General features: G+C 53.4%; 23 protein-coding genes and 3 pseudogenes. 21 read left to right on the forward strand and 5 right to left on the reverse strand.

Annotation, left to right across the window (positions count from 1 at the left end):
- The 4 genes and pseudogenes from ACTHYN_RS13660 to ACTHYN_RS13675 all read left to right on the forward strand — a co-directional run.
- Window positions 1-872 (forward strand): annotated as a pseudogene (locus tag ACTHYN_RS13660) (transposase); the annotation flags it as partial.
- Window positions 869-2,524 (forward strand): AAA family ATPase, encoded by a 1,656-nt coding sequence (locus ACTHYN_RS13665; protein WP_441812986.1) that lies wholly within the window; start codon window positions 869-871, stop codon window positions 2,522-2,524. The pseudogene ACTHYN_RS13660 and the gene ACTHYN_RS13665, both read left to right, overlap by 4 nt.
- Before the next feature lie 13 nt (window positions 2,525-2,537).
- On the forward strand, window positions 2,538-4,082 hold the full coding sequence (locus ACTHYN_RS13670) for a TnsD family Tn7-like transposition protein (protein ID WP_441812987.1): 1,545 nt from the start codon (window positions 2,538-2,540) through the stop codon (window positions 4,080-4,082).
- Entirely contained in the window at window positions 4,036-5,646 is a 1,611-nt protein-coding gene (locus tag ACTHYN_RS13675; protein WP_441812988.1) for a Tn7-like element transposition protein TnsE, read from the forward strand. The genes ACTHYN_RS13670 and ACTHYN_RS13675 overlap by 47 nt, the downstream gene beginning before the upstream one ends.
- Window positions 5,647-6,034: 388 nt before the next feature.
- Here ACTHYN_RS13675 and ACTHYN_RS13680 read toward each other — a convergent pair whose 3' ends face one another.
- A complete protein-coding gene (locus ACTHYN_RS13680; protein WP_441812989.1) occupies window positions 6,035-6,616 on the reverse strand; it encodes an IS66 family transposase in 582 nt (193 codons plus the stop codon).
- A gap of 20 nt (window positions 6,617-6,636) precedes the next feature.
- Here ACTHYN_RS13680 and nrdD point away from each other — a divergent pair.
- The 11 genes and pseudogenes from nrdD to ACTHYN_RS13735 form a co-directional block, all read left to right on the forward strand.
- Window positions 6,637-7,401: pseudogene (gene nrdD / locus ACTHYN_RS13685) on the forward strand (anaerobic ribonucleoside-triphosphate reductase); the annotation flags it as partial.
- Window positions 7,402-7,494: 93 nt separating this feature from the next.
- Complete coding sequence (locus tag ACTHYN_RS13690) at window positions 7,495-7,668, forward strand: hypothetical protein (protein ID WP_441812990.1); 174 nt, start codon at window positions 7,495-7,497, stop codon at window positions 7,666-7,668.
- A 156-nt stretch (window positions 7,669-7,824) separates the two neighbouring features.
- Window positions 7,825-8,457, forward strand: coding sequence for a DUF1826 domain-containing protein (locus ACTHYN_RS13695; RefSeq protein ID WP_441812991.1), 633 nt, complete (start codon window positions 7,825-7,827; stop codon window positions 8,455-8,457).
- Window positions 8,458-8,464: 7 nt separating this feature from the next.
- Window positions 8,465-9,805 (forward strand): hypothetical protein, encoded by a 1,341-nt coding sequence (locus tag ACTHYN_RS13700; RefSeq protein ID WP_441812992.1) that lies wholly within the window; start codon window positions 8,465-8,467, stop codon window positions 9,803-9,805.
- A gap of 70 nt (window positions 9,806-9,875) precedes the next feature.
- Entirely contained in the window at window positions 9,876-10,997 is a 1,122-nt protein-coding gene (locus tag ACTHYN_RS13705) for a hypothetical protein (protein WP_441812993.1), read from the forward strand.
- 1 nt (window position 10,998) lies between these two features.
- The gene (locus ACTHYN_RS13710; RefSeq protein ID WP_441812994.1) at window positions 10,999-11,922 is read left to right on the forward strand and encodes a metal ABC transporter solute-binding protein, Zn/Mn family; all 924 of its coding nucleotides are present in this window, start codon (window positions 10,999-11,001) and stop codon (window positions 11,920-11,922) included.
- Window positions 11,923-11,926: 4 nt separating this feature from the next.
- Window positions 11,927-12,682: a metal ABC transporter permease gene (locus ACTHYN_RS13715; RefSeq protein WP_441813007.1), complete on the forward strand. Its 756-nt coding sequence runs from the start codon at window positions 11,927-11,929 to the stop codon at window positions 12,680-12,682.
- Between the two features lie 132 nt (window positions 12,683-12,814).
- The gene (zigA, locus tag ACTHYN_RS13720; RefSeq protein ID WP_441812995.1) at window positions 12,815-14,017 is read left to right on the forward strand and encodes a zinc metallochaperone GTPase ZigA; all 1,203 of its coding nucleotides are present in this window, start codon (window positions 12,815-12,817) and stop codon (window positions 14,015-14,017) included.
- Window positions 14,018-14,070: 53 nt separating this feature from the next.
- A complete protein-coding gene (locus ACTHYN_RS13725) occupies window positions 14,071-15,051 on the forward strand; it encodes a CobW family GTP-binding protein (RefSeq protein ID WP_441812996.1) in 981 nt (326 codons plus the stop codon).
- 15 nt (window positions 15,052-15,066) lie between these two features.
- Window positions 15,067-15,438, forward strand: a complete 372-nt coding sequence (locus ACTHYN_RS13730) for a hypothetical protein (RefSeq protein WP_441812997.1) — start codon at window positions 15,067-15,069, stop codon at window positions 15,436-15,438.
- Window positions 15,439-15,440: 2 nt separating this feature from the next.
- The gene (locus ACTHYN_RS13735) at window positions 15,441-15,635 is read left to right on the forward strand and encodes a DUF1289 domain-containing protein (protein WP_441812998.1); all 195 of its coding nucleotides are present in this window, start codon (window positions 15,441-15,443) and stop codon (window positions 15,633-15,635) included.
- Here ACTHYN_RS13735 and hisI read toward each other — a convergent pair.
- From hisI to ACTHYN_RS13750, 3 genes are all read right to left on the reverse strand, one after another.
- Window positions 15,602-16,111, reverse strand: coding sequence for a phosphoribosyl-AMP cyclohydrolase (gene hisI, locus ACTHYN_RS13740; RefSeq protein WP_441812999.1), 510 nt, complete (start codon window positions 16,109-16,111; stop codon window positions 15,602-15,604). The two genes, ACTHYN_RS13735 and hisI, sit on opposite strands and share 34 nt — an antisense overlap.
- 30 nt (window positions 16,112-16,141) lie before the next feature.
- Window positions 16,142-16,303, reverse strand: coding sequence for a hypothetical protein (locus ACTHYN_RS13745; RefSeq protein ID WP_441813000.1), 162 nt, complete (start codon window positions 16,301-16,303; stop codon window positions 16,142-16,144).
- A gap of 84 nt (window positions 16,304-16,387) precedes the next feature.
- Entirely contained in the window at window positions 16,388-17,362 is a 975-nt protein-coding gene (locus ACTHYN_RS13750) for a zinc ABC transporter substrate-binding protein (protein WP_441813001.1), read from the reverse strand.
- A 161-nt stretch (window positions 17,363-17,523) separates the two neighbouring features.
- Between ACTHYN_RS13750 and ACTHYN_RS13755 the strand changes: the two genes are divergently transcribed.
- The 4 genes from ACTHYN_RS13755 to ACTHYN_RS13770 all read left to right on the forward strand — a co-directional run bounded on the left by ACTHYN_RS13755 (window position 17,524) and on the right by ACTHYN_RS13770 (window position 21,184).
- Window positions 17,524-18,255 carry an ATP-binding cassette domain-containing protein gene (locus tag ACTHYN_RS13755; RefSeq protein WP_441813002.1) on the forward strand — a complete coding sequence of 244 codons (732 nt, stop codon included), beginning with the start codon at window positions 17,524-17,526 and terminating at the stop codon, window positions 18,253-18,255.
- Window positions 18,255-19,064 (forward strand): metal ABC transporter permease, encoded by an 810-nt coding sequence (locus ACTHYN_RS13760; protein WP_441813008.1) that lies wholly within the window; start codon window positions 18,255-18,257, stop codon window positions 19,062-19,064. Before ACTHYN_RS13755 ends, ACTHYN_RS13760 begins: the two co-directional genes overlap by 1 nt.
- An 89-nt stretch (window positions 19,065-19,153) precedes the next feature.
- Complete coding sequence (locus ACTHYN_RS13765; RefSeq protein WP_441813003.1) at window positions 19,154-20,404, forward strand: peptidoglycan DD-metalloendopeptidase family protein; 1,251 nt, start codon at window positions 19,154-19,156, stop codon at window positions 20,402-20,404.
- 231 nt (window positions 20,405-20,635) lie between these two features.
- Window positions 20,636-21,184 carry a ZrgA family zinc uptake protein gene (locus ACTHYN_RS13770; protein ID WP_441813004.1) on the forward strand — a complete coding sequence of 183 codons (549 nt, stop codon included), beginning with the start codon at window positions 20,636-20,638 and terminating at the stop codon, window positions 21,182-21,184.
- A gap of 2 nt (window positions 21,185-21,186) precedes the next feature.
- Here ACTHYN_RS13770 and ACTHYN_RS13775 read toward each other — a convergent pair whose 3' ends face one another.
- Window positions 21,187-21,717 (reverse strand): DUF3299 domain-containing protein, encoded by a 531-nt coding sequence (locus ACTHYN_RS13775; RefSeq protein ID WP_441813005.1) that lies wholly within the window; start codon window positions 21,715-21,717, stop codon window positions 21,187-21,189.
- Window positions 21,718-21,826: 109 nt separating this feature from the next.
- On the opposite strand from ACTHYN_RS13775, the gene ACTHYN_RS13780 reads away from it, so the two are divergent.
- Both ACTHYN_RS13780 and ACTHYN_RS13785 read left to right on the forward strand, forming a co-directional pair.
- Entirely contained in the window at window positions 21,827-22,519 is a 693-nt protein-coding gene (locus ACTHYN_RS13780) for an ATP-binding cassette domain-containing protein (protein WP_441813006.1), read from the forward strand.
- A pseudogene (locus tag ACTHYN_RS13785) lies at window positions 22,516-22,804 on the forward strand (ABC transporter permease); the annotation flags it as partial. The gene ACTHYN_RS13780 and the pseudogene ACTHYN_RS13785, both read left to right, overlap by 4 nt.

Here is a 22,804-nt window from a genome sequence, read left to right on the forward strand (position 1 = left end):
CCGAATTTAAACCGTTTGCACCGGGTGTAGTTACCGGTACCAGAGTCCGAAAACGTGGCGGTAAAGACTATCGTTTGGATGCAACGCTGACCCTGGATGACTTTACCCGCATCATGTTGGCCTCCATTCTGCACCGGAATCAGTACGCAGTGCTGCCGAAGTATGATCGTGATGCGGATATGCCCAATGATATGGCACTAACCCCGCTCAACATCTGGAACTGGGGAATACAAAACCGGACCGGCCGATTGAGGACTGCTTCTGAAGAGGCTCTTCGAATCGCACTGTTGCCGCGACAAAAGGCATTTTTGTCCGATCTGGGCGTGAGCTGTTTTGGTGCTTACTACACATCCAAGGAGTTATTGGCAGCCGGTTGGCTGCATCGCAACGGAGAACGCAGGGTAACCAACTTGTATGCGGCCTATGATCCAGCAGTCGCTGACAATATCTATCTTTTCCCAGAAGAAGGCAGCTCTGAATACTGGGTGTGCTCCCTGACAGATCGTTCACGCCAGTATCGAGGCAAGTCGATGTGGGAGTTGTGGGCCAGTCAGGAACAGCAGCGGCAAGCTGCCAGCGCAGCAAAGGTTGTTGAAACCACAAGCAAGCGAAACCTCGAAAATCTGATAAGCCAAACAATCAAGGACGCTGAACGTTCACGTCCCACGGTCTTTAAACAATCCAAAGCAGAGACAGTCAGGGGTATACGCGACAGTCGAAAGCAAGAGCGGGATTCCCAGAGGACCGAACAAACAAAAGCACGGCAGCCTGACAAGACCAAACCAAAGTCTGAGGTAACCTACCTACATGGCAAGCCGGATGACGGCGCTTTCCCTGACTTTATCGACGAGCTGTTTGGAGACGACGAATGACCCTACCCTCAGGCATGGTGAGTGCGGTATACCGGGAGACGGGCGTTCCGAGCTACGAGGGAAATCCGTTCATCGAGGCGTTGCCACCCATCCTTGAGCGCAAGCAGCTTAGAGACGGACTTGGCGGAACCATAAAGCTCCGACCGGCTGACATCTATCTCGATGACGAGACCAGAATACATATTATCTCTCATCTTCTGGATGGTTTCTTTCAGCCGTTAGCGCGACACGTAGAACTGGAATCCAAGATCTCGATCATGCTGCGTCAGGGTTACGTGGGAAGAAATCTGGCCACCGGAGACCTCTCGACCCATATCCAGAATGGGTACGAGCGCATCATGCAGGGAAATTTGTCAGCATTCCGGTTTGACCATGTTGAATCGACAGCGAAAAGCCTAGCTTTTATCGGGTGTTCTGGTTCTGGAAAGACCAGTTCACTTAATCGCATTTTGGCAACCTACCCGCAGTTGATACACCACCCAGAGCACAACTTCACACAAATCGTATTTTTGAAAATTGACTGCCCGCACGATGGCTCTCTCAAGAGCCTGTGTCACAATTTTTTCCGGGAAATTGATTCGGTTTTAGCCACAAATTACGTCAAGCGCTACGCTGAAAAGCGCCATGGCGTAGAAACACTGATTGCCGTGATGTCGCATTTGGCAAACACCCATGCAATCGGGTTGCTGGTGATTGATGAGATTCAACATTTGAGTATTCGGGCATCAGGTGGTGCTGAAAAAATGTTAAATTTTTTCGTGACCCTGGTGAATGAAATCTCTATCCCGGTTGTGATGGTCGGCACGCCAAAAGCCAGACCAATATTTGAAATGGATCTGCGCTCTGCACGCCGTGGCGCCGGGTTTGGCTCTATATTGTGGGAGCCTATGGAAAAGCCTGCACTTGGCGAAAATGTACTGCGTACCGAATGGGGCGCGTTCACGAACAAACTCTGGAAATACCAGTGGCTGACCAAGGCCAGTGAGGAGGTCGCCGACGAGCTAAGAGATCTGTGGTTTGATCTTTCTCAGGGCATCATGGATGTTGTGATCAAGTTGTTTGTACTTTCACAAATTCGTGCGGTGGTGACGGGTACGGAGCGGATTACGGCCAACATTCTGAAAGCGGTCTATCAAGACGAGCTGAAACCAATTCATCCAATGATGGAGGCGTTACGATCCGGCGACTCCAGCAAAATTGCCCGCTATTCTGATCTCACGATTCCTGATATTGATAAGAAGATATTGGAACTGAGCAACTTGCTGGAATCCAGTAAGGACCAGATTCGAAAATCAGTTCGCTACGGCGGCAACGACCAGGCAATCAGGCTGCACAATATGCTGGTTGATATGGGCTACGAGTCGGATTTATTGGCACCCCTGATTGAAAGAGCGTTTGAGCAACACCCTGAATTACAAATAAAAGATCTGATGCCCATCATCCTGAGCTGGTATCAGTCCTCAGAGCAATCGCCACCGGCGAAAAAGCAGCAAAAACCCAAATCGATCAAGGTAAAAGACTGGCACACTCTCGATTCAGATGACTTTCGATTCATGCACTCTCAGGCCGCCAACGAGGAGCAGATGCTGGAGGCTGTTCAGCAATCCGGCTTGGTGTTTAACACCGATCGGTGGCTCGCCTCGGGTGAGTAGGCGATAAATCCGTATGCTTAATTTTCCGAATCCCTACCCCGAAGAATTGCTATACAGCACATTAGCCAGGGCAGGCATTCGGCAGGGGATTCTCAGCCCCAAGCAGTTGCTGGATGAGATCTATGGCAACCGCAAGGTTATAGCAACGCTGGATTTACCCAATCAGCTGGAAAAGGTTGTGCGCTGGCTGCCACAGGCACAGGGCTATGACCTGGAAACCATAGCGTACCGGCACACCCTGTTCCCCTTGTATGCCCCGTTCATCCCCGAAGAGCGCCGCAAACGTTGTCTGAAATGGATATCTGGCGAATCTCAGGGTGCAGTCCACCTCGCGATGGGCGTGGCAGCTTCAATTGTGAAGGCGCCGGACCACATTCGATACTGCCCAGGGTGTCTCAAAGAGCAAAAACACTCTGTTGGCGAATATTTCTGGCAACGTGAATGGCAAGTAGCTGGGGTGGAATGCTGTGAAAGGCATGGAGCGTTGCTGAATACCGCTTTTAGCCGACCTCTGGTAGACCGTCACCGCTATCATGCAGCGTCGCCTGACGCATGCCCGTTGTTCCCCCAAAAGTCGGTTTGTGTCGAATCGGTGAGGGTTCTGGATCAAGTTCGACAGCTACTGCTGCAAAGGCCGGCTGCTTCTCCGAGCTTTGCGCAGTGGTCAGTTCATTACCAATGGCTGGCTCGACAGCATGGCTTTATCCGTGGGCATTCCCAAATTGACCACACCGCTATCCTTGAGGCCGTGTCAGTCAAATGGTCTGCAAAATTTCTGCGGCGGTATGGATTGGGAATAGAAGGTCAAGCAGGCAATTTGTGGCTGCAGACCATATTCCGAAAACACAGGAAATCTTTCAGTTACCTCCAGCACATCATTGTTCACGAAGCGCTGTTGCCGGAGTGCTGGCGTATTGGTGATGTTATTGATCGTGTACGGAATTTACCTGTGCAATCAGCGGTGGCAATACCTGCAAGAGCAAATGTTGAAGCCACACTTGATTTAACAGAAGATCAGCAGGAGTGGATGAAAGCACTGGAGGAGTGGCCACCGAAAGCAGCGAGGGCTGCCAAGCCGGCGCTCTATGCAAGACTGTACCGATCTGAACGACTCTGGCTGAAACAGGTAAATCGTGATCAATGGCGAGTAAGAACAGTAAACAGAAAGCCGCGAGTCGACTGGGGACAGCGAGATCGGCATTACTTGGTAAAATTGCGAGAAATACTCCGGTTTATACGAGCAAGTACGTCTGGGCCCCGACAGTCACGAACCTATCTCCTGAAACGGTTGGGGAAGAGCTCTACCCTGGAAAAGAAACTCCACCTGTTGCCGCGAACCAGGCGGCTTCTGTTGCGGTATTCTGAGAGTGTTGCTCAATACCAGGTGCGGCGATTACGGAACGCGTGTTACGAACTCCAACAGAGCTTTGAGCACCCGCCACGTTGGCGATTGTTGCGTCGTGCCGGGCTCAGTGAAATGCGACTTACCAATGAAGCACGGGACTACCTGAATGGCCTCGAAAAAAGCCCCACTGCGTATCAAGAGAATCAAGGATAACAGCCGGATTAAAGAAATCGGTTTAATGTATCGACGTGTGGGTGGCTCAGACTGGCGTATTAATATCAGTCTGGACCCAGGCCAGCATAAAAAGAATTTCGCTATTTCACAGCTGACGGTGCTGGCCAGGCGACGGGTTTTGAATGCGACGGAGCATTTCAAACCAGCCGGGTATCCGGTGTCGATTCACGTAGACGATGCAACTATGTGGTCGCATCGCAGAATACGTGAATGTCCGATCAAGAACGTCAGTGAACAGGAAGATCGGAATCAGTGGTGTTTCAGTTTTGAATCCGAAGGTATCGAGTTTTTCTTGCCCCAAATAGAGCTGGCCCGTGTGCTCTTTTTTCATAGCGCCTACATGACCCGCCTCGCGATGCTTCCCAATGGAATGAGCGAAGAGTTCGATATCCAGCCGGGCGATGAGCCTGACATAACAGAAATTCATATCCTGCCAACCAGTACGCTCCCTTTGAAAGCGCGTGGGGATCACGAACAGCGCAGAGTGTTGGCTTGGATTCTGTTAGATGAAGAAACTCGAAGTTCATTCAGCAGCATCGCTCAACACCAACTGAGAGAGGGTGTTGAGTCAAATGGCCATAGACGTTGGACGTTTCGATTTGATCCTTCGGCATTGGAGAACGTGGAGCTCACGATGCGGGGGCAATTTCAAAAGGAGTCGCGGACGTTCTTTGTTTATGAGATCGACAGTGTTGAGAATTTGACTGTTCAGAGTTCTACAACGGTTGAGTTCTTTGATCCCAGATTTGCAGAACAACAGGCAAGTAAGGGCACGGGTGCTCAGGATGCATCAGCGCCTGTAAACCAGCCACTGATTGATGACGAAGAGCTGCCGTCACTGGACTCGGAGGAATACATTATTGATGTTCCACCGGTCAAACTTTCATTCTCCCGGCCAGTGATGACGACTCGCAAAGCCTACAGTGGCCGCCGTCGTTCTGGGGCGGAACAAAGCGAGGAAACAGAGAGCGAGATAGGTGACGACCAAACAGATGTCAGTACAGACGAACCGACAATTCAGGGTCATTTACCGGCTGCCGGGTTTGATGCTGTTGACGACCAAAGTGATGACTTGCATCTGTACGCTCGTAAATTTGAAGCGTTTTCCGCCATGGTTGAGCTACTCAGAACAAAGGGGTGTCGACAAGTGTCTGGGAGCATCAGAAAGTTGCCAGCGCTTGCAGGTTACTCGAAACACTTGCTGGAAGATGGTAATCCGCGATGCATATCGTTTCACCTGCTGGCTAAACGCGGTCAGAATTATGCTCTCTTGGAGGTTGATACATCGGATAATAAAAACCGGCTGTCGACGTTGCTTTTGAAGCAACCTACTCTGCATTTCGATTGGCAGGCTGAGATAACCATCTTAGAGCAACATTTACTAAGAAAATCATTGAACTGGCCGACCCCTTACTTAAAGTTGATATTTCCTGACCACCACAAGCGCATCCCGCATCCCAGAACGTCTTCAGAAAACAAAGGACTTTTAGAGCCTAGTTCACTGCAGCATTGGGCTGATAGGGTACTTGCGGCGATGGCATGACCCTCAGAACACTCTTTATCGAGGGTTTGCCATTTTATACATATACTCGATAATAACTTTTAAAATGTAATGTTTGCCATTATCATTATCATTATCATTTAGATTAATATTTAGATGCTTTTCGCCTCAAAATGCTCACACTCTGTTCAAGGTCACACTATGCCTCCTAGCGCATGTCAACTTCGCCCTCTCCGGAAAGCCATATGCCACGCCGCGCCTTTAGCGTGGCTGGGCCTTGTGCCTTTGGCCATGGCGCAAACTTCCGGCAGCGACACCGAAGTACTCACTCCGCTTGTTGTAACCGGGACTGCGCTGAAAGTGGAGGTTCCTATTGCTGAAACGCCTCGGCCGGCTTCTCTGTAAGCGCCACTAAATCGACCCACTTGCCCTAATCGTATTGAGCGACTTTTTTTGAGGCCAGCAGCTCAGCATTCCAGGGCAACAGTGTTTCCAGCTTTTCCAGCGTGTCTGCGTCAGCAATGTGTTTCAGCACATGGTGGATGTAGGCCGAAGGCTCCAGACTATTCGCCTTCGCTGTTTCGATCAGAGAATAGCAGGTGGCGCTGGCATTCGCGCCTTGCGAGGTATCGGCGAACAGCCACGCCTTGCGACCCACGGCGAAGGGCCGGATGGCGTTTTCGGCCAGCACGTTGCTGATCTGTAAGTCACCGCGTTCGCAATAGCCTGTCAGGGTATCCCACTGGTTCAGGGTATAGTCCATCGCCTTGCGGGTGAGCATGCCCTTCATCACCTTTGACGCATTTTTCTCCAGCCAGGCCTTGAAGGCGTTCAGCAGCGGCAGGCTCTTTTCCTGACGAATGCGATAACGCTCGGCATCGCTCAGGTCCCGGGCGGCTTTTTCAACCGCATACAGCTTTCGGATGTGGCTCAAGGCCACGTCGGCTTTCGAGGGTTTGCCTTTGGTAGGTGCAGCCCGGGACGCTTCCACGAACTTGCGGCGAGCGTGCACCTTATCTGGAGCTCCAGATAAGGCGGGGTTATCTCTATAAAGGGAATAAGCAGGCTTTGTATGAGCGGGTGGATGAGCTAATGGAACTGGCCCGAGACAGCCTGGGAACCAAGCACTATGTGATTGAACAGCATATGGCTGAAGGCTTGTTGCCCTATAGCAAACGTTATCTGGGCACTCTGCGAAACCATTTCTCAACCATTGGGGTGAATGGTCTGAATAAAATGATCCGGAATTATTCCGACGATCAGGAAGACATAGCGTCTGAATGGGGCAGAGCGTTTGCACTGGATTTGTTAGATCACGTTCGTGGACGCATGAAGGCATTCCAGGAAGAGACCGGAAATCTCTACAACCTTGAGGCAACGCCTGCAGAAGGCACCACTTACCGTTTTGCCAAGGAAGATCAGAAACGTTTTCCAGATATTTTGCAGGCGGGCACCTGTGAGGCGCCTTATTACACCAACTCCAGCCAGTTACCGGTGGGCTTTACAGACGATCCTTTCGAGGCGCTAGACCTACAAGATGAGCTGCAAACCCGTTACACCGGCGGCACGGTATTGCACCTGTATATGCGTGAGCGCATCAGTGATGCAAAAACCTGTGCACGGTTTGTTCGGCGGGTGTTGGAGAATTATCGGCTGCCCTATATCACGGTAACGCCCACGTTCTCCGTTTGCCCCGTGCATGGATACCTGAATGGCGAGCACGAGTTTTGTCCGAAGTGTGATGAATTACTGATAGCTGACCAGCCACTGCAAGCCGCGGCTGCAGCGACGGCCTGAATTTTGGAGCATCGCTCCGATACAGCCGGTAGGTTGTTGCAAACAGAACCACCCGCCGGATTTCCCCGAGAAGAGAAGGTTAAGGAGAGCATTATGGAAAACCAGAAACAACCCAATGAACATCAACGCCAGCGCTGTGAAGTATGGATACGAGTGATGGGTTACCACCGCCCGGTTTCTGCCTTCAACAAGGGCAAGCAGTCTACGCCACTGAATTCGAACGCTGGGCGAATATGTTCACTACCGATCGTTGAGGGCGTGGTTTGACGCTTTTGTTTTTCTGACGTCAAAAAAACCTAAACACGGTAACCGGAAGGCGAGAATCAGTCTTTCTTCTTGTTTACTTAAGTTATGTTATAACATAACATTCTCACCGATTAAGAAATGCCGCCTTTTCAGCCTTCCCTTTCTGGAGCATCTGATATGTCACAGGAGAGCCCGCCTTTCTTGACCACCGCTGTTCATGGCGCCAAGCCTGAATGCCTTACAGAGATTTTCCGTAACAAAGTCAATTTGGTTGTCTGGAAGCGCTCGCTGGATGATGAGTGCAGCGCTTTTGCACAGCGGTTTTCGGAGAAAGCGGGTTCCTTTGAGCGGTTTTTCGGCCTTGAGGCCGATGAGAGCACGGAACAAATCCTCCCAAAGTGGGCTCTGGACCTCCCAGGTGCCCAAGGTTGGCTAGCCGACGTGAACGAGGTGGTCGAAATGTTCTGCTGCCTGTTTGAACCCGCTGCCGTTGGCCTTCGACTGCATGTGCTACCGGAGACGATGTGTCCGCGTTTCCATACTGACCGGGTTCCGGCACGGTTGCTGGTTACCTATCACGGGCGTGGTACCGAGTGGTTGCCAGAGCGTTGCGTGCGACGGGCTGTCGGCGGAGGTCCGTTGCCTGATCAAGAGGTCAGTGAATCCGACGTACAAGTGCTGCCGACGGGCGCTGTATCGCTGCTCAAGGGCGAGGGGTGGATCGGCAATGAGGGTCGGGGCCTAGTCCATCGCTCGCCAGCGCCAGAGGCTTGTCCACGCCTTCTGGTAGGCCTTGACTGGCTTTCTTGAGCATTAAATGAAACGTTATAACGTTAAAGAGGAGATTCTTATGGAGTACGAAAGTAAACTTTTTCCCTTCGCCGTAAGGCCGTTGGCGACTTCGGTACTGTTGGCCTCGTTTGCGCTTTTGGCAGCTTGCGGTGGCAACAATTCGGAAGAGCCTCATCAGCACACGAAGGTCGATACCGCTGGCCGGCTGGCGCTGTTCGACACGGACGCGTCGGCGCTAAAGATAGTGGATCTTGATAGCGATGAGGTGTTGTCGTCCATGGCGATGAGCGGTGAGCCTCCCCGGCTGTATGCCTCGCCCGGAAACCGTTACATCGTTGCGATCCAAAAAGGAGGCGATCTGGTCTCTTTTATTGATAGCGGACTCTATACCGAGGATCACGGTGATCACATGCATGACTATGCCGAGACCCCGAGCATGCTGTCGCTGACCTTGAATGATCACAAACCCGCCCACTATAAGGGCGGTGAGTCTCACGGTGTCGTTTTCTTTGACGGTGGTGATGCGGCCAGTTCAAAGGTTACCGTCTTTTCTGATGAAACCCTCGGCAGTAACAGCATCGTCGCCAGCTTGGACCTGGAGAACAACATGCATGGGGTCGCCAAACTGATTGGCGACCAACTGTTCGTGACCTACCGGGACAGTGCCAGCACTGGCACCACACTGCCGGCCGCAGTTGAACGCTATCACCTGGATGATGGACGCTTCGAATTTGAGGAGCGCTACAGTGAGGCCTGCCCCCGCCTCCACGGTGCCGCAGCGAATGCACACAGTCTCGGGTTTGGCTGCAGTGACGGCGTGCTGGTCATCAACCTGCATGAGGCGGGCTATCCGGCGGCCAAACTGGCTTACCCCGAAAGTCTTGCCGAGGGTGCGCGCATCGGAACCCTGCTGGGTAACCATGACGTTGAGGAATTGATTGGCCTCGTAGGCGATCAGATGTTCGTGATCGATCCGGAATCGAAATCACATATCTACCGTGAGCTTGCTCTTGGTGAGGGCGTGGGGCGGCTTGCTCAAGGCTTCTCTACTCACGGTGAGGTGTTCTATGCACTGGGAGACGACGGTGGCCTACGGCTGTTTAACCCGTCAAATGACTGGACATTGCAGGACACGGTTCAAGTGATGGATGTGCCGGGAGAGGGCAATACTCCGGCCGTCACCCTCTCAGCTGTTCAGGATCGTTTGTTCGTGCTGGACCCGGGCAGTCAGGCCGTTATCGAGGTTGACACCAACGCAGGAGAGATTGTTCGGACCATTGATCTTGGTTTCCGCGCGTCAGCGATTGTCTGGTTGGGACTGGCTGGGGACAGCCACGATCATGCTCACGACGAGCATTCGCACTAATCAATTCTGGACCTCGCAAGACAAGGCGGTGAATACCGCTTTGTGTTGCCATATTAAAGCTGGAGCTTTTATGTTTAACCGCGTTTTACCTTTCGCCATGATTCCTCTGGCCTTGTTTTCAACTGCGGGGGTTGTCGCAAATGAGCTGAACCCCGACGTGAGTGTCACGCTTGATGGCTATTACAAACAGAACGATACCGCGCTGTCTCATCGTGAGGAAGGATTTGGGCTGGGGCATACGGAACTCACGCTGTCTTCACCGATAGACGATATGTTCTCGGGACGATTGACGACCGTTTTTGAAGAGCATGACGGCGAAGGTGAAATACTGATTGAGGAAGCGTATTTGCAGACCAATGGCTTGCCTGCCGGGCTGGGTGTCCGGGGTGGTCGCTTCCTTTCCCAGGTGGGGTATCTTAATGGCCGGCATATGCATGAAGACGACTTTGTAGAGCGCCCCGCCGTTTACCGAGCGCTTCTGGGAAGTCACTATTACGACACAGGGCTGCGTTTGAACGCCATTCTGCCAACGCCGTTTTTCTGGCAGGTGGGTGCCGAGGCGTTCAAAGGAGATCAGCTGTCGGAAGGTGAGGAAAGCATTGGTGTTTACACGTTAAATACGCGTGTTGGTGGGGACTTGTCGGTATCCCAAAGCTGGCAGCTGGGGTTCTCTTACCTGAACAACCGTAATGTCAGTGCCGGTGAGAGCGAAGAGGAACATGACCATGACCACGGGCATGAAGGGGGTCATGACCACAGCCATGGCGCTTCCTACACCGGCGAGAATCTCTACGTTGCTGATGCAGTCTGGAAGTGGTCGCCAAATGGCAACACAAGGGAACAACAGATTACGCTCAGTGGGGAATACCTCTACGCCGATGATCTGAACGAATATGCGACCTCCGATGATTACCATGAGGGCTGGTATATTTCCGGCGTTTATCAGTTTGCACCACAGTGGTCGGCCGGTGTCCGCTATGGCGAGGTGGATCTTCGCCAGCCCCATGGCGATCATTTTCACAGCCAGAGCCTGCAGGAAACGGATGTAATGCTGGCTTGGTCGCGGTCACATTTTTCTACACTCAGGCTGCAGTACACCCATCAGTCGGATACCGGCTTTAGCAACGCTGACAACACCGTCATGGTGCAGTACGTGATGTCGCTCGGTGCCCACGGCGCACATGGGTATTGATATGAATTTCGCTAAACGGTTCGTTATTACTACTCTGCTCGCGCTGGCTTCTCTGTCAGTCCGCGCAGACTTTCAGGTCTTTGCGTGTGAGCCAGAGTGGGCAGCCCTGGTACGAGAGTTCATGCCGGACGCACGTTTTACAACGGCAACCAGCTATTTGCAGGACCCTCACTACATCGAGGCCAGGCCCAGCTTGATCGCAGCGATGCGTCGTGCCGACATCGCTGTCTGCACCGGGGCATCGCTTGAGGCGGGATGGTTACCAACGCTTCTGCAGCGGGCTTCAAACCCAGCGGTCCAGCCTGGGCGGCCTGGCCTGTTCTTTGCGGCGGAGCATGCTCGTCTGGATGCCCCGCACGATCACGTAGATCGCAGCATGGGCGATGTGCATCCTGAAGGAAATCCCCATGTGCATCTATCTCCGGATCAGTTGCCCAAAATCGCAAAAGCCCTCGCGAAACGCCTCGGACAGTTAAGGCCAGAAGCCTCAGCAGATATCTTTGCGCGGCACATAAAATGGCGAGTACGTTGGAGCCAACATCGTGCGGAATGGCGGCAGAAAGCGGAGGTGTTGCAGGGACGCTCTATTGTCATCCAGCACGCGACCTTCAGTTATCTGTTGAACTGGCTTGGTGTGGAAGCAACGTTCGAACTGGAGCCCAAGCCGGGACTGCCGCCAAGCGCAGGTCACCTGAGTCAGTTGCTGGCAGAGCCTGGTCTGGAGAGTGCGGATGCGATCCTGATCGCCAGTCATCAAGACCCCAAGCCTGCCAATTGGTTGGCGAGCCAGATTCAAAAGCCGGTTCTTGTGTTGCCGGGAACGGTGACTGACACGCAGGGAACAGAAACGCTGGCCGGGCTGATTTCAACGATTGTGAACACGCTCGAGGCAACCATGCGGGAGGCTTCCGGTGGCCGCTTATGAGTGGATGCTTCTGCCTGCATTAGGCAGTGTTCTGCTCTGTTTTCTTCTGGTGCCATTGGGGTATCAGGTGATTGCCCGAGGTGTGATCTTTGCGGATCTTGCGATCGCGCAATGGGCGTCACTGGGTACCCTGGCAGGGCTCTATTTCCTTCCGAACCAAAATTTGGCGGGCGCGCCTTTCAGCAGCTTGATGTTTGCGCTGCTCGCTGCGGGTGTCGTGCACCTGATCTTTCGGAGGTTCGGCGAGGCAAAAGAGGCCTGGATAGGCATCCTCTACGTGTTGGGCGCGAGCTTGGCCATACTGCTGGTCAGCGGCGATCCCCATGGCGCCCAGGCCTTGCAGCGTGCCGCTTCGGGCGATTTGTTATGGGCGAATCGCGAGCTGATAATCGCGACAGCCATTGTGGCATTGTTCATCTGGCTTCTTGGTCACTGGGTACCAGGATGGCTTTCCGGAACGGCTTTCATACCTGTTTTTGCGATTGCAGTGACATATTCTGTGTCGTTGGCCGGCATCTATGTGGTGTTTGCGACGCTCATTATCACACCGCTAATTGTAGGGTCGCTTCAAGGTAAAAAGCCGATAGTGGCTTCTGTTTGCGCGATCACCGGACACCTCGCGGCGATCGTCTATTCGGTGATGCGGGATGTGCCTGTAGGCCCTGCTATTGTTATGGCCACTCTTTTGACAGCATTGCTGTGGCCTATAGTTTCAGGTCAGTTGTACCACGTTTTTTTTAATAACCTAGATACTGATTAAAGAATAGGCAAGTGGTAAGCGTTATACCGAGGAGCCCAAAAATCAGCCTCGGTTCAAAAATATCAGGTTATAACATATCTATTTAGGACGGCGTTCAGATGCTGAACACCTAACACAACAGGGATACTTTGTATGAATCATCGGGACACCCGCCTTCCAGTGACCGTACTGTCCGGATTTCTGGGCGCCGGCAAAACCACGGTACTGAACCACATCCTGAACAACCGGGATGGCAAACGGGTTGCTGTGATCGTCAACGATATGAGTGAAGTCAATATCGATGCGGCTCAGATCCAACAGGAAGTAACGCTGAACCGGTCAGAAGAAAGGCTGGTCGAGATGAGCAATGGCTGTATCTGCTGCACCCTGCGAGAAGACCTGCTGATTGAGGTCCGCAAACTGGCTAAGGAAGGTCGTTTTGATTGCCTGGTGATCGAGTCCACGGGGATTTCGGAACCTCTGCCGGTGGCGGAAACGTTTACCTTCGCAGATGAGGATGGGGTCAGTCTGTCCGATATCGCCCGCCTCGATACCATGGTAACCGTTGTAGATGCTGTGAACTTCCTGAAGGACTATGACGAAGCGCGCTCGTTACAGGAAGCCGGGGAAAGTCTTGGCGAAGAAGACGAGCGCAGCGTCGCGGATCTTCTGGTGGATCAGGTTGAGTTCAGTGACATCCTGTTGATCAGCAAAACCGATCTGGCCTCAGAAAGCGACCTTCATAGGCTCAAAGGAGTGCTACGCAGCCTTAACACAGAGGCAGAAATCCTTTCCATCGAGCAAGGTGCAGTGCCGCTGAATAGTGTGCTGGATACCGGTCGATTCAATTTTGAGCGTGCCCAGCAGGCACCGGGCTGGCTGAAAGAAATGCGGGGCGAACACATTCCGGAAACCGAGGAGTACGGGATTTCCAGTTTTGTCTATCGCGCCCGCCGCCCCTTCCATCCGGAGAAGTTCTACGAATTCCTGCATCAACCGGTTTCCGGTGGCAAGCTCATCCGCTCCAAGGGCTATTTCTGGCTCGCCACCCGCCCGGAGTTTGCCGGCAATTGGAATCAGGCTGGGGGCATTGCACGGTACGGATTCGCGGGCATGTTCTGGAAAGCAGTGCCTGAGAGCAACTGGCCGGAGGATCCGGAGTATCGCAAGGCGATTATGGAGAGCTGGGTGGAGCCATTCGGAGATATGCGGCAGGAACTGGTGTTTATTGGCCAGAATCTCGACCAAACCAGCATAACCCGCCAACTGGATGATTGCTTGCTGGATGAAGAGCAGGTGCAAGCGGGCAAATCGCTGTGGCAAACGCTGAACGATCCTTTTCCGGCCTGGGAATAGCTACAACACGACGCATGGAATTCAATCAACCGATTAAGGAGCAGCATTTTCCCATGGCAGACCATTCGACGCTGATTCCCACACACCTGGTGTTAGGCTTCCTTGGCGCCGGCAAGACCACGGCGATTCTTAACCTTCTGAAACAGAAACCGGAAGGAGAGCGCTGGGCGGTGTTGGTCAATGAATTTGGAGAGGTGGGTATCGATGGTGCCTTTCTGTCGGATCAGGGTGTAGCGGTCAAGGAGGTTCCCGGTGGCTGTATGTGCTGTATTTCAGGGCTGCCCATGCAGATAGGCCTGAACAGTCTGATAAGATTCTCCCGCCCGGACCGATTGTTTATCGAGCCAACTGGATTGGGCCATCCGGCGCAGGTGATTGAAACCCTGACCGGCGAGTTTTACAGAGACGTCGTGCGTCTGTCGGCATCCGTTTGCCTGGTCGATCCTCGCCGACTGGAAAACCAACGGGTTCTTGCCAGTCGCCAGTTTCATGATCAGGTCGCCGTGGCGGATATTCTGGTGGCCAGCAAAGCTGACCTCTGCACAGTGGATCAGCTGGCATATTTCCATATCTGGGCAGGAGGCTGGCAACCCGAAAAACAGCGCATCGGACAGATCAGCGGTGGCCAGCTCCCCCTGGCGTGGCTCGCCGGCGATTCTCTGGGCCTGCTGTCGCATTTCCCGGAAAATCACCACCATCATCACGGGAAAGCCCTGGCGCCTAAACCCTCACTGGCCGATGAGCCCTGGCAATATTACGTCAACCAGGGCGACGGCTTTACCAGTCTTGGCTGGCGGGTTCACAAAGATCTGATGTTCAACCCGCTGGCGTTGCAAAGTCTGGCCAGTGATTCAAGATTCGAGCGTTTCAAAGGCGTGGTTCGAACGACCGGGGGTTGGTGGATGTTTAATGCCAGCGAGGGCGCCCTGACGCTGCTAGAAGCAGAGCCGGGCGACGAATCCCGATTTGAAATGATCAGCCGGGCGTTGGATCCGATTGAACTGGACCAGCAGCTTCGCGCTGCTCTGGCCTGAAAAAGGAAACGAACCATGGTTAAGAGCAAGCGTAGACAAAATCAGATGGAACGACAGCTTATTGCGACCCTTACTGAGGCCTGCGAAACCGTCAAGGCGGAAATGCCGGGCTTTAGCTGGCTCACCCACGACAACGGCAACCATGAATTCCCAGCAGGACTGCGTGTTACCTGGATCTTCGACACTCAGGCGAACCTTGACCAGGCGCTGGCCAATGGTGGCGACGAGCGCATGCGGGCATTGACCAAGGGCGCGCTTGAGGAGACGGGCATTGATTCCGAGCTTGTTGCGGCATGCCTTCAGTTCGATAGTGAGGAAGCTTGTCGGAAAGCCCAGGGCGGGGATTGGTTGGCGCGATTGGCGCAGATAAGGCAAACCAGGCACTGACTATGGCAAAGCCGATAAAGAATCCCTGTAATTCTGTATGCCAACTGACCGGCGACGTTTGCCGCGGTTGCGAGCGTACACGAACCGAAATCAAGACCTGGAAAAAGATGAAACGACCGGAGAGGCAGACCGCGGTCAAAGAGGATTCTGTCCGCCTCATCTCTCAAAGTTTGGTCGGATTGGGCACATCGCCATAAACGTTATCGGGGTCGAACTGTTTATCGTGTTCAACAAACGCCAGGGCGTCCTCATTAGACCTGCCAGCCCCCACGGGCACCTGTCGGTAAAAGCATGAGCGGTAACCAACATGGCAACTGGCACCGGCTACTTTCACCCGCAGCCACACCGCGTCCTGGTCATCGTCGATTCGCATCTCGACAACCCGCTGAACCAATCCACTGGTTGCGCCCTTGTGCCAGATTACCTCACGGCTGCGGCTCCAGTAATAGGCCTCGCCCGTGACAATGGTTTTCTCCAGTGCCTCAGCAGTCATGTAGCCCAGCATCAGCACTTCGCCACGGTCAGCATCGGTGGTGACACAGGCGATCAGGCCATCAACATCGAATTTGGGGGCCAGTTCAGTCCGTTCTTCTACCTGTTCGATGGATTTTCTAGTTGCAAAGCGGATGGCATTCGGCTCCGTCAGCTGAGATTTATCAGACGTTTCGTTCATGGTGGCATTACTCTCAATGGCCCTATTGATTCAAACAGAGGCGGTCTTGGTATCTGGTGTTCCCAGAAAGTGAATAGCCTGGCCTTGCGGGGCGCTGACCAAAGCTTCGTCACGTACGACGGTCGCGCCCCGAAAGCCTGTTTTCTTTAGAATGGCATAGGCCCCCAGAGGCGCTTCCGCCTGCTGTAGCAATTCGAAACCCGTCGCTGGTTCGGTGTCAGACTGATCATGGGATTCACCGCCCGCAATGATCCGGCAAGCTCATGGCTGGCTCCTTCAAGATTGTGGGCTGCATTGTTCAAGGCTGGCCATGAGCCTTGTGAGCAGCTCTGCGTAATGGCCATTGCCGACCTCTATATCAGCACCCAACGGATCCATAACACCAACCGTCGTCACCTGTGATCCTTCGAAGACGGTATCAAGCAGGCCGGGATTGTATTGCGGCTCAGTGAAGGCACAGGTCACTCCCAGTTCCGATACCAACGTCTGAATCTCCCGAATCCGCGCGGGACCCGGGTCAGCGGCGTTAGAAAGCGCAATCGCGCCGGCTGCGGGCAGGCCAAAACGGCGCTCAAAGTATTGATAGGCATCATGAAAAACGATAAATCGGATACCGTTGAGGCGTTTTGCACGCTCGTTAAGTGAGCCTGCCAATTCATCCAGAGACCCCCCAAGAGTCTGGGCGTTCTGTCGGTAGACCTCTGCATTGGATGGATCTGCCCTGGAAAGTACATGTGCAATCTCGCTTGCCCATACCTTCGCGTTCATCGGGTCCAGCCAAGCATGGGGGTCATATTCCCCATGATGTTGCTCGTCATGGTCATCATGGTGCTCTTTATGATCATCGTGATGCTCGTCATGTTCACCCTCGTCAGCGTGCTCGTGAGCTTCGAAGGTGGCGCTCTCTCTGTATTCGTGTCGCATCGTCGCCGACAGTTTGAGCATTTCGACCGTGCTAGCGGAGCCTGCGAGGTTATTCAGAGAGTTCTCCAGCCAAGGCGTCAGCTCGTCGCTTATCCAAAAAACAACATCTGCCTCAGCAAGGGCTTCGGCTTCAGAAGGCCTTAGCGAATAGCGATGCGGGGACGACTCCGGCCGAATCAGCAAGTCCGGATGACCAACGCCATCCATCACCTGAGTAACGATGGAATGCAGGGGTGCGATATCAACCGCAACTCTCGGGGAGGCGGCCCAGGCAAAGGCGGGTATGAGGCAAAGAGTCAGGCCAGCTAAAAATGTAGGGCGTATCATCAAGATTCTCCTGGAAAATGTCGGGCTTATTGCAGCTGGTTTGAGGAATGTTTAAAATGGTATGTTATAACATAACTATACTGTTTAGAACCCGGTGTTTGCCAGAGCGACAAAACGGCCAGCCACACACCGATTGAACGCGGCTCATAAGGGACTCTTCAATGCTAATTCAAGCGCGCAACCTGTCAGTTCGGATTGGTAATGCACTGATACTGAAGAACATCGATTTCCAAATAGATTGTGGCGACATTGTTACCATCATTGGTCCTAATGGGTCTGGAAAGTCGACCTTACTGAGGACTTTTATCGGCGCCCTAAAACCCTCTGAGGGCGAGATAGTCAGGGCCCCCGGATTATCGATCGGCTATGTCCCCCAGCGATTGCATGTCGACGAGACTCTTCCCATGACGGTGAAGCGATTTCTTCAATTGCCGCACAAGGCATCATCGACCGGAATACAGTCAACTATGGCCAGTGCAGGCGTGCCAGATCTGCTGGATCAACAGCTGATTTCGCTCTCGGGCGGCCAGCGACAAAGAGTGTTGCTGGCAAGAGCACTTCTGGATAAACCCAACCTACTGCTTCTGGATGAACCTACCCAGGGGCTGGATTGTCGGGGTACGGCTGACTTCTATCGGCAAATTGACAGAATCAGGCGGGCATTGAATTGTGCCGTTATCATGGTCAGCCATGATCTGCAGGTGATTATGCGCCAGTCTGAGCGGGTGATCTGTCTGAATGGCCACATCTGTTGTGAGGGTGAGCCAGAGGCTGTCAGCAACTCCGCTCAATACCGCGCACTATTCGGGTTTGAAGACGATGAGGATACACGGGCTCTGTATAATCATCGAGGCCATAACCACAGCGCTGGCTCCATGCGGGAGGCGGTGTGATGTTGGATGACTTTCTGTTCAGGGCTGCGCTGGCAGGCGTTGGCGTGTCCCTGGCGGCAGCGCCTCTGGGCTGCTTCATTGTCTGGCGGCGCATGGCCTATTTTGGCGACGCTACCGCTCATGCGGCCATGCTTGGTGTCGCATTGTCATTGACTCTCTCAACGCCAATCTTTGCAGGCGTGCTGCTCATCTCGCTGCTGATGGCGGTGACGGTATCGACTCTGAGCGGGCGCGGCTACGCTATGGATACACTACTTGGCGTTATGGCCCACTCGGCATTGGCCGTGGGACTGGTCGCCGTCTCGTTTTTGTCGGGCGTTCGCATCGATCTGATGGCCTACCTTTTCGGCGATATTCTGGCCGTGGGCAAGGCAGACCTGGCGATTATTTGGGGAGGTGCGTTACTGGTTCTCATAATGGTTGGCTATCGTTGGTCTGCACTGTTGTTAGCGACTCTGGACCCGGATCTTGCGCTGGCCAGTGGCGTTTCGCCACGCCGGGAACAGCTGGTGCTGACCATCGCGCTTGCCATTGTTGTCGCAGTTGCGATTAAAGTGGTTGGTGTTCTTCTGATTGCCGCCATGCTGATTATTCCGGCGGCAACCGCACGCCGATTCAGTCGGACGCCGGAAGCCATGGCGCTGATGGCTGCCATCATTGGCGCCGGTGCGAGCGTGGCAGGACTGACCTTCTCCTACCACTTCGACTCGCCGACTGGCCCGACGATCGTGTGCGTCGCTGCCTTCCTGTTTGTCGTTTTAAACGCGCTCAATACAGTAACTCGGCGACTGGGTAGTCGAGCGACATGAATACTCCGGAAATAAGCGTATACCGCACCCTTACTCCGTTTTACAAACTCTCGCTTGCTGTATGCGGCGTCATCCTCCTGGTAGCAAACTTGGCATCTTTTAAAGCGTCATCCGCCCTGACAGAGGCGTCAGGATTCCACAATGAAAGTGAGGAATACCAGCCTTCAGGGAAGCGCCAAAGCGGTGAGTTGCCTGCCGTAGAGAACAGTCAGGCATCTAGCCGTTCTGCTGATAATACCGTGGAGTGGCGAGTGCAGCCTGGAGACACACTGACTCGCATCTTTCGCGCCCACAAGGCGCCAGTGGGCGATGTTCAGGCGATTTTGGCAGCAGATACGGAATACCTGTCACTGGAGACCCTGATCCCTGGAACTCGGCTTGGCCTGACCTTTGATAACGAGGATCGATTCTTCAGGCTGACCATGTACCTCGATCCGGCGCGAAGAGTTGTTTATACCCGACAACAGGATGGATCGTTTGAACACCAGAAATTAGAATCCGATATCTTTTGGGTGTCTGAGGTTCTCCGGGGCACGATCAATGGTAGCTTCTACAAATCGGCTCTTCGTTCGGGACTGACCCGTGCACAGATTCTTTTGATCGATCAGTTACTGGGAAGCCAGCTAGACTTTCGAAAAGCCCTGCGAGTCGGTGATCACTTCACCGTGATCCTTGGCCATGAGATGACAGGTAAGCAAACTACCGGCAACACCCGAATTGAAGCCATATTTCTGGTGCGAAGCTCCAGAACACACTACGCATTTCGGTTCGATGACGGCAACTACTACGATGAGAACGGCGAGAGCATGACGCCGGCTTTCCTGCGCTGGCCTACCAAAAAGCCCTTTCGCGTGAGCTCAACCTTCAATCGAAACCGGTTACACCCGATCACTGGACGTCGGAATCCGCATAACGGTGTAGACCTCGCCACTCCGATAGGTACTCCAATCCTCAGCACCGGCGACGGCATTGTTCGGCGTATTGGCCACCATCCCTATGCAGGTAAGTACATCGATATCGATCATGGAGGCACCTACACAACACGCTACCTTCATCTTCATAAAATGTTGGTAAGAAAAGGAGCACAGGTACAGCGAGGTCAGCAAATCGCATTGTCTGGTAATACCGGACGCAGCACTGGCGCTCACCTCCACTTCGAGTTTCACATAAAGGGTCAACCCGTTGATCCTCTGACGGCCAATATTCCAACGGCCGCTGCCATCGCCAAGGTTGATAGAGCTCGCTTCAATAAAAAGCTCAGGGCGCAACTGGCTATTATGAAACACGCAGCCAGTCGGTCAGAACTATTTGTCGGGGAAGCGCCATCATTGTTCAATTGACTACTTAATTCGATTAAGCGATAGCTGGCAGTTTCTCGGGTGCTGCTGTCGTGTTTGGTTTTGTTGAAAAGTTACTATTTTTATTCGTATGGAAATTTATTAGTAAAGGAAAATGTCTTATTTTGGTTACCAAATTTTTATCTTGCCACAGGAGGTGGATACCCAGTTGAGTTTCACCGGTCAGAATAATAATATGTTATAACATACCAATAATCGCAACAGGACAGAGAGATGCTCTCCAAAAAACGAGTAGTATTATCCATTGCCTCGGTACTCCTCAGTGTCAGCGCGCCCATTATGGCCAACGACAATCCCGATTCACACCAGCACGGGCATGCCAATCTGCAACTTGCTTTCAACGACAATCAGGTTGATTTATTGTTCATGTCACCCGCCGGTAACCTACTTGGGTTCGAGCATCGCCCGCGTACGCCGGAACAGCAACAGACTTCAGACAGCGTCACCAATTGGCTGGGAGAGACTCCTCTGATCAACACCCCCGAATCAACCTGCACAGTACTAGAGGCTATGGTTCATCTTCAATCTCATGGCCATCATGAGGATGATGGGCACGCTCACGCTGACGAGGAGCAGCATGCCGATATTGAGGTCACTCAGGTCCTGACTTGCCCCGGGCTAACTAAGTCGGCGGTTTTGACAACGCCCGTCACCACCCGCTTTCCCGGAGTGGAACAACTCGACATCGCTTGGGCCGGCCCGGATGGACAGGCCGCAAGCCGCTTGGAGCATAGGGAGCACTCATTCAGGCTCGGGCGCTGAGGCTACTCCTCATAGGGCTCAACCGTTTCGGCAACCATGGAGTATGAGGACGTGCCAACCACCGTTTCCGTGCGGTCAATCACCAGGGTGCCTTCAACCCAGACGGGATCGTACAAAGCCTCAAGCGTAAACCCCTGTTTATACTTGATGTGGATAATCTGGTTGGGCGGTGGCGGGGGCACGTGGATACAGGCACCATAATAGGGCACCAGGAAAAATTCCAGAATGCGCATGTCCTTGGTTGTTTTGAGGGGCACCACAAAACCGGGGATCCGGCCTTCAATGTTGCCCATCTCAGGAACAACCCGACCCGTCATGATTTCGTCCGGCAATAGAGTTGGGCCATCGCCGTCGTGCTCCAGCTCTGGCATGTTTTCCAGCAGCGCCAGGTCCGCGGCAGGCATCAGCTCCAGCCAGTCGATTTCGCGCAGCCCAGACTGCAACTCTGAGTGTGCGGGTACAGAAACACTCAGCAAAAATATGAGAAAAGCCGGTACTAGCGCCCTCACGGGGCAATGTAAAGAATGAAACATTGCAAAATTCTCCGGAAAACCTGCGGCCAGTTAAGCGGCTGCGGATAAGATTGGGACATAATACACGGAGCCGTTAACGATAAACATGAACAGCCAGTCAGCATCCAGCATGCATATCTCTAAAGATGGGCCTGCTGCACTCGAAACCACAAATCTCACCTTCTGCTGGGACAGACTCCAACCGACGCTCACGTTCCCTGACTTGAGTCTGCTGCGGGGCGAGCACCTTTTCCTGCACGGTCCAAGCGGCACCGGGAAAAGTACGCTTCTGAGCCTGCTGGCGGGCATGCTTTTGCCGGCCAGTGGCGCGATCAAATTGTTGGGCACCAACATCCACAAGTCAGGCGCAGGTGAGCGCGACCGTTTCCGGGCTGATCACATCGGCGTGGTATTCCAGCAATTCAATCTGGTGCCCTACCTCACAGCCGAGGCCAATGTGACCCTGCCCTGCAGACTCTCATCACGGCGAAAATCCGCGGCTGGGGAAAGTCCGACATTGACCGCGCAACGGCTGTTGTCCTCCTTGGCCATTCCTGAAAGCCACTGGCAGCGTAAAGTCACACAGCTCAGTATTGGCCAGCAGCAACGCATTGCCGCGGCACGGGCGCTGATCGGGGCTCCGGAGATTATTCTGGCAGACGAACCCACATCCGCGCTGGACAGTGACAACCGCGACCGCTTCATCAACCTTCTGCTGACCATGGCTGAAGAGCGCCACACATCTGTACTGTTTGTTAGCCATGACCGATCTCTGGCCCAACACTTTCACCAGCAGATTGAACTCGGGCAGGTACCAGCATGAAGACTCGTCTGGCGTTATCATTGGCAACCGCCAGTCTCTGGCACCGGCGTAAGGTACTGGCTCTGGTGTGCCTCACCCTCACCCTGAGCGTTACCCTTCTGCTTGGCATCCAATATCTGCGCACAGAGGTAAAACAGTCCTTTACCAGCACCATCAGCGATACTGACTTGATCATCGGCGCCCGCAGTGGTCAGCTCAACTTGCTGCTCTATACGGTATTTCATATCGGCGATGCCACCAACAACATCCGATGGTCTACGTATCAGGAACTCAAAAAAGACAAAC

The sequence above is a fragment of the Marinobacter sp. genome, assembly GCF_052091845.1.
Classification (GTDB): Bacteria; Pseudomonadota; Gammaproteobacteria; order Pseudomonadales; family Oleiphilaceae; genus Marinobacter.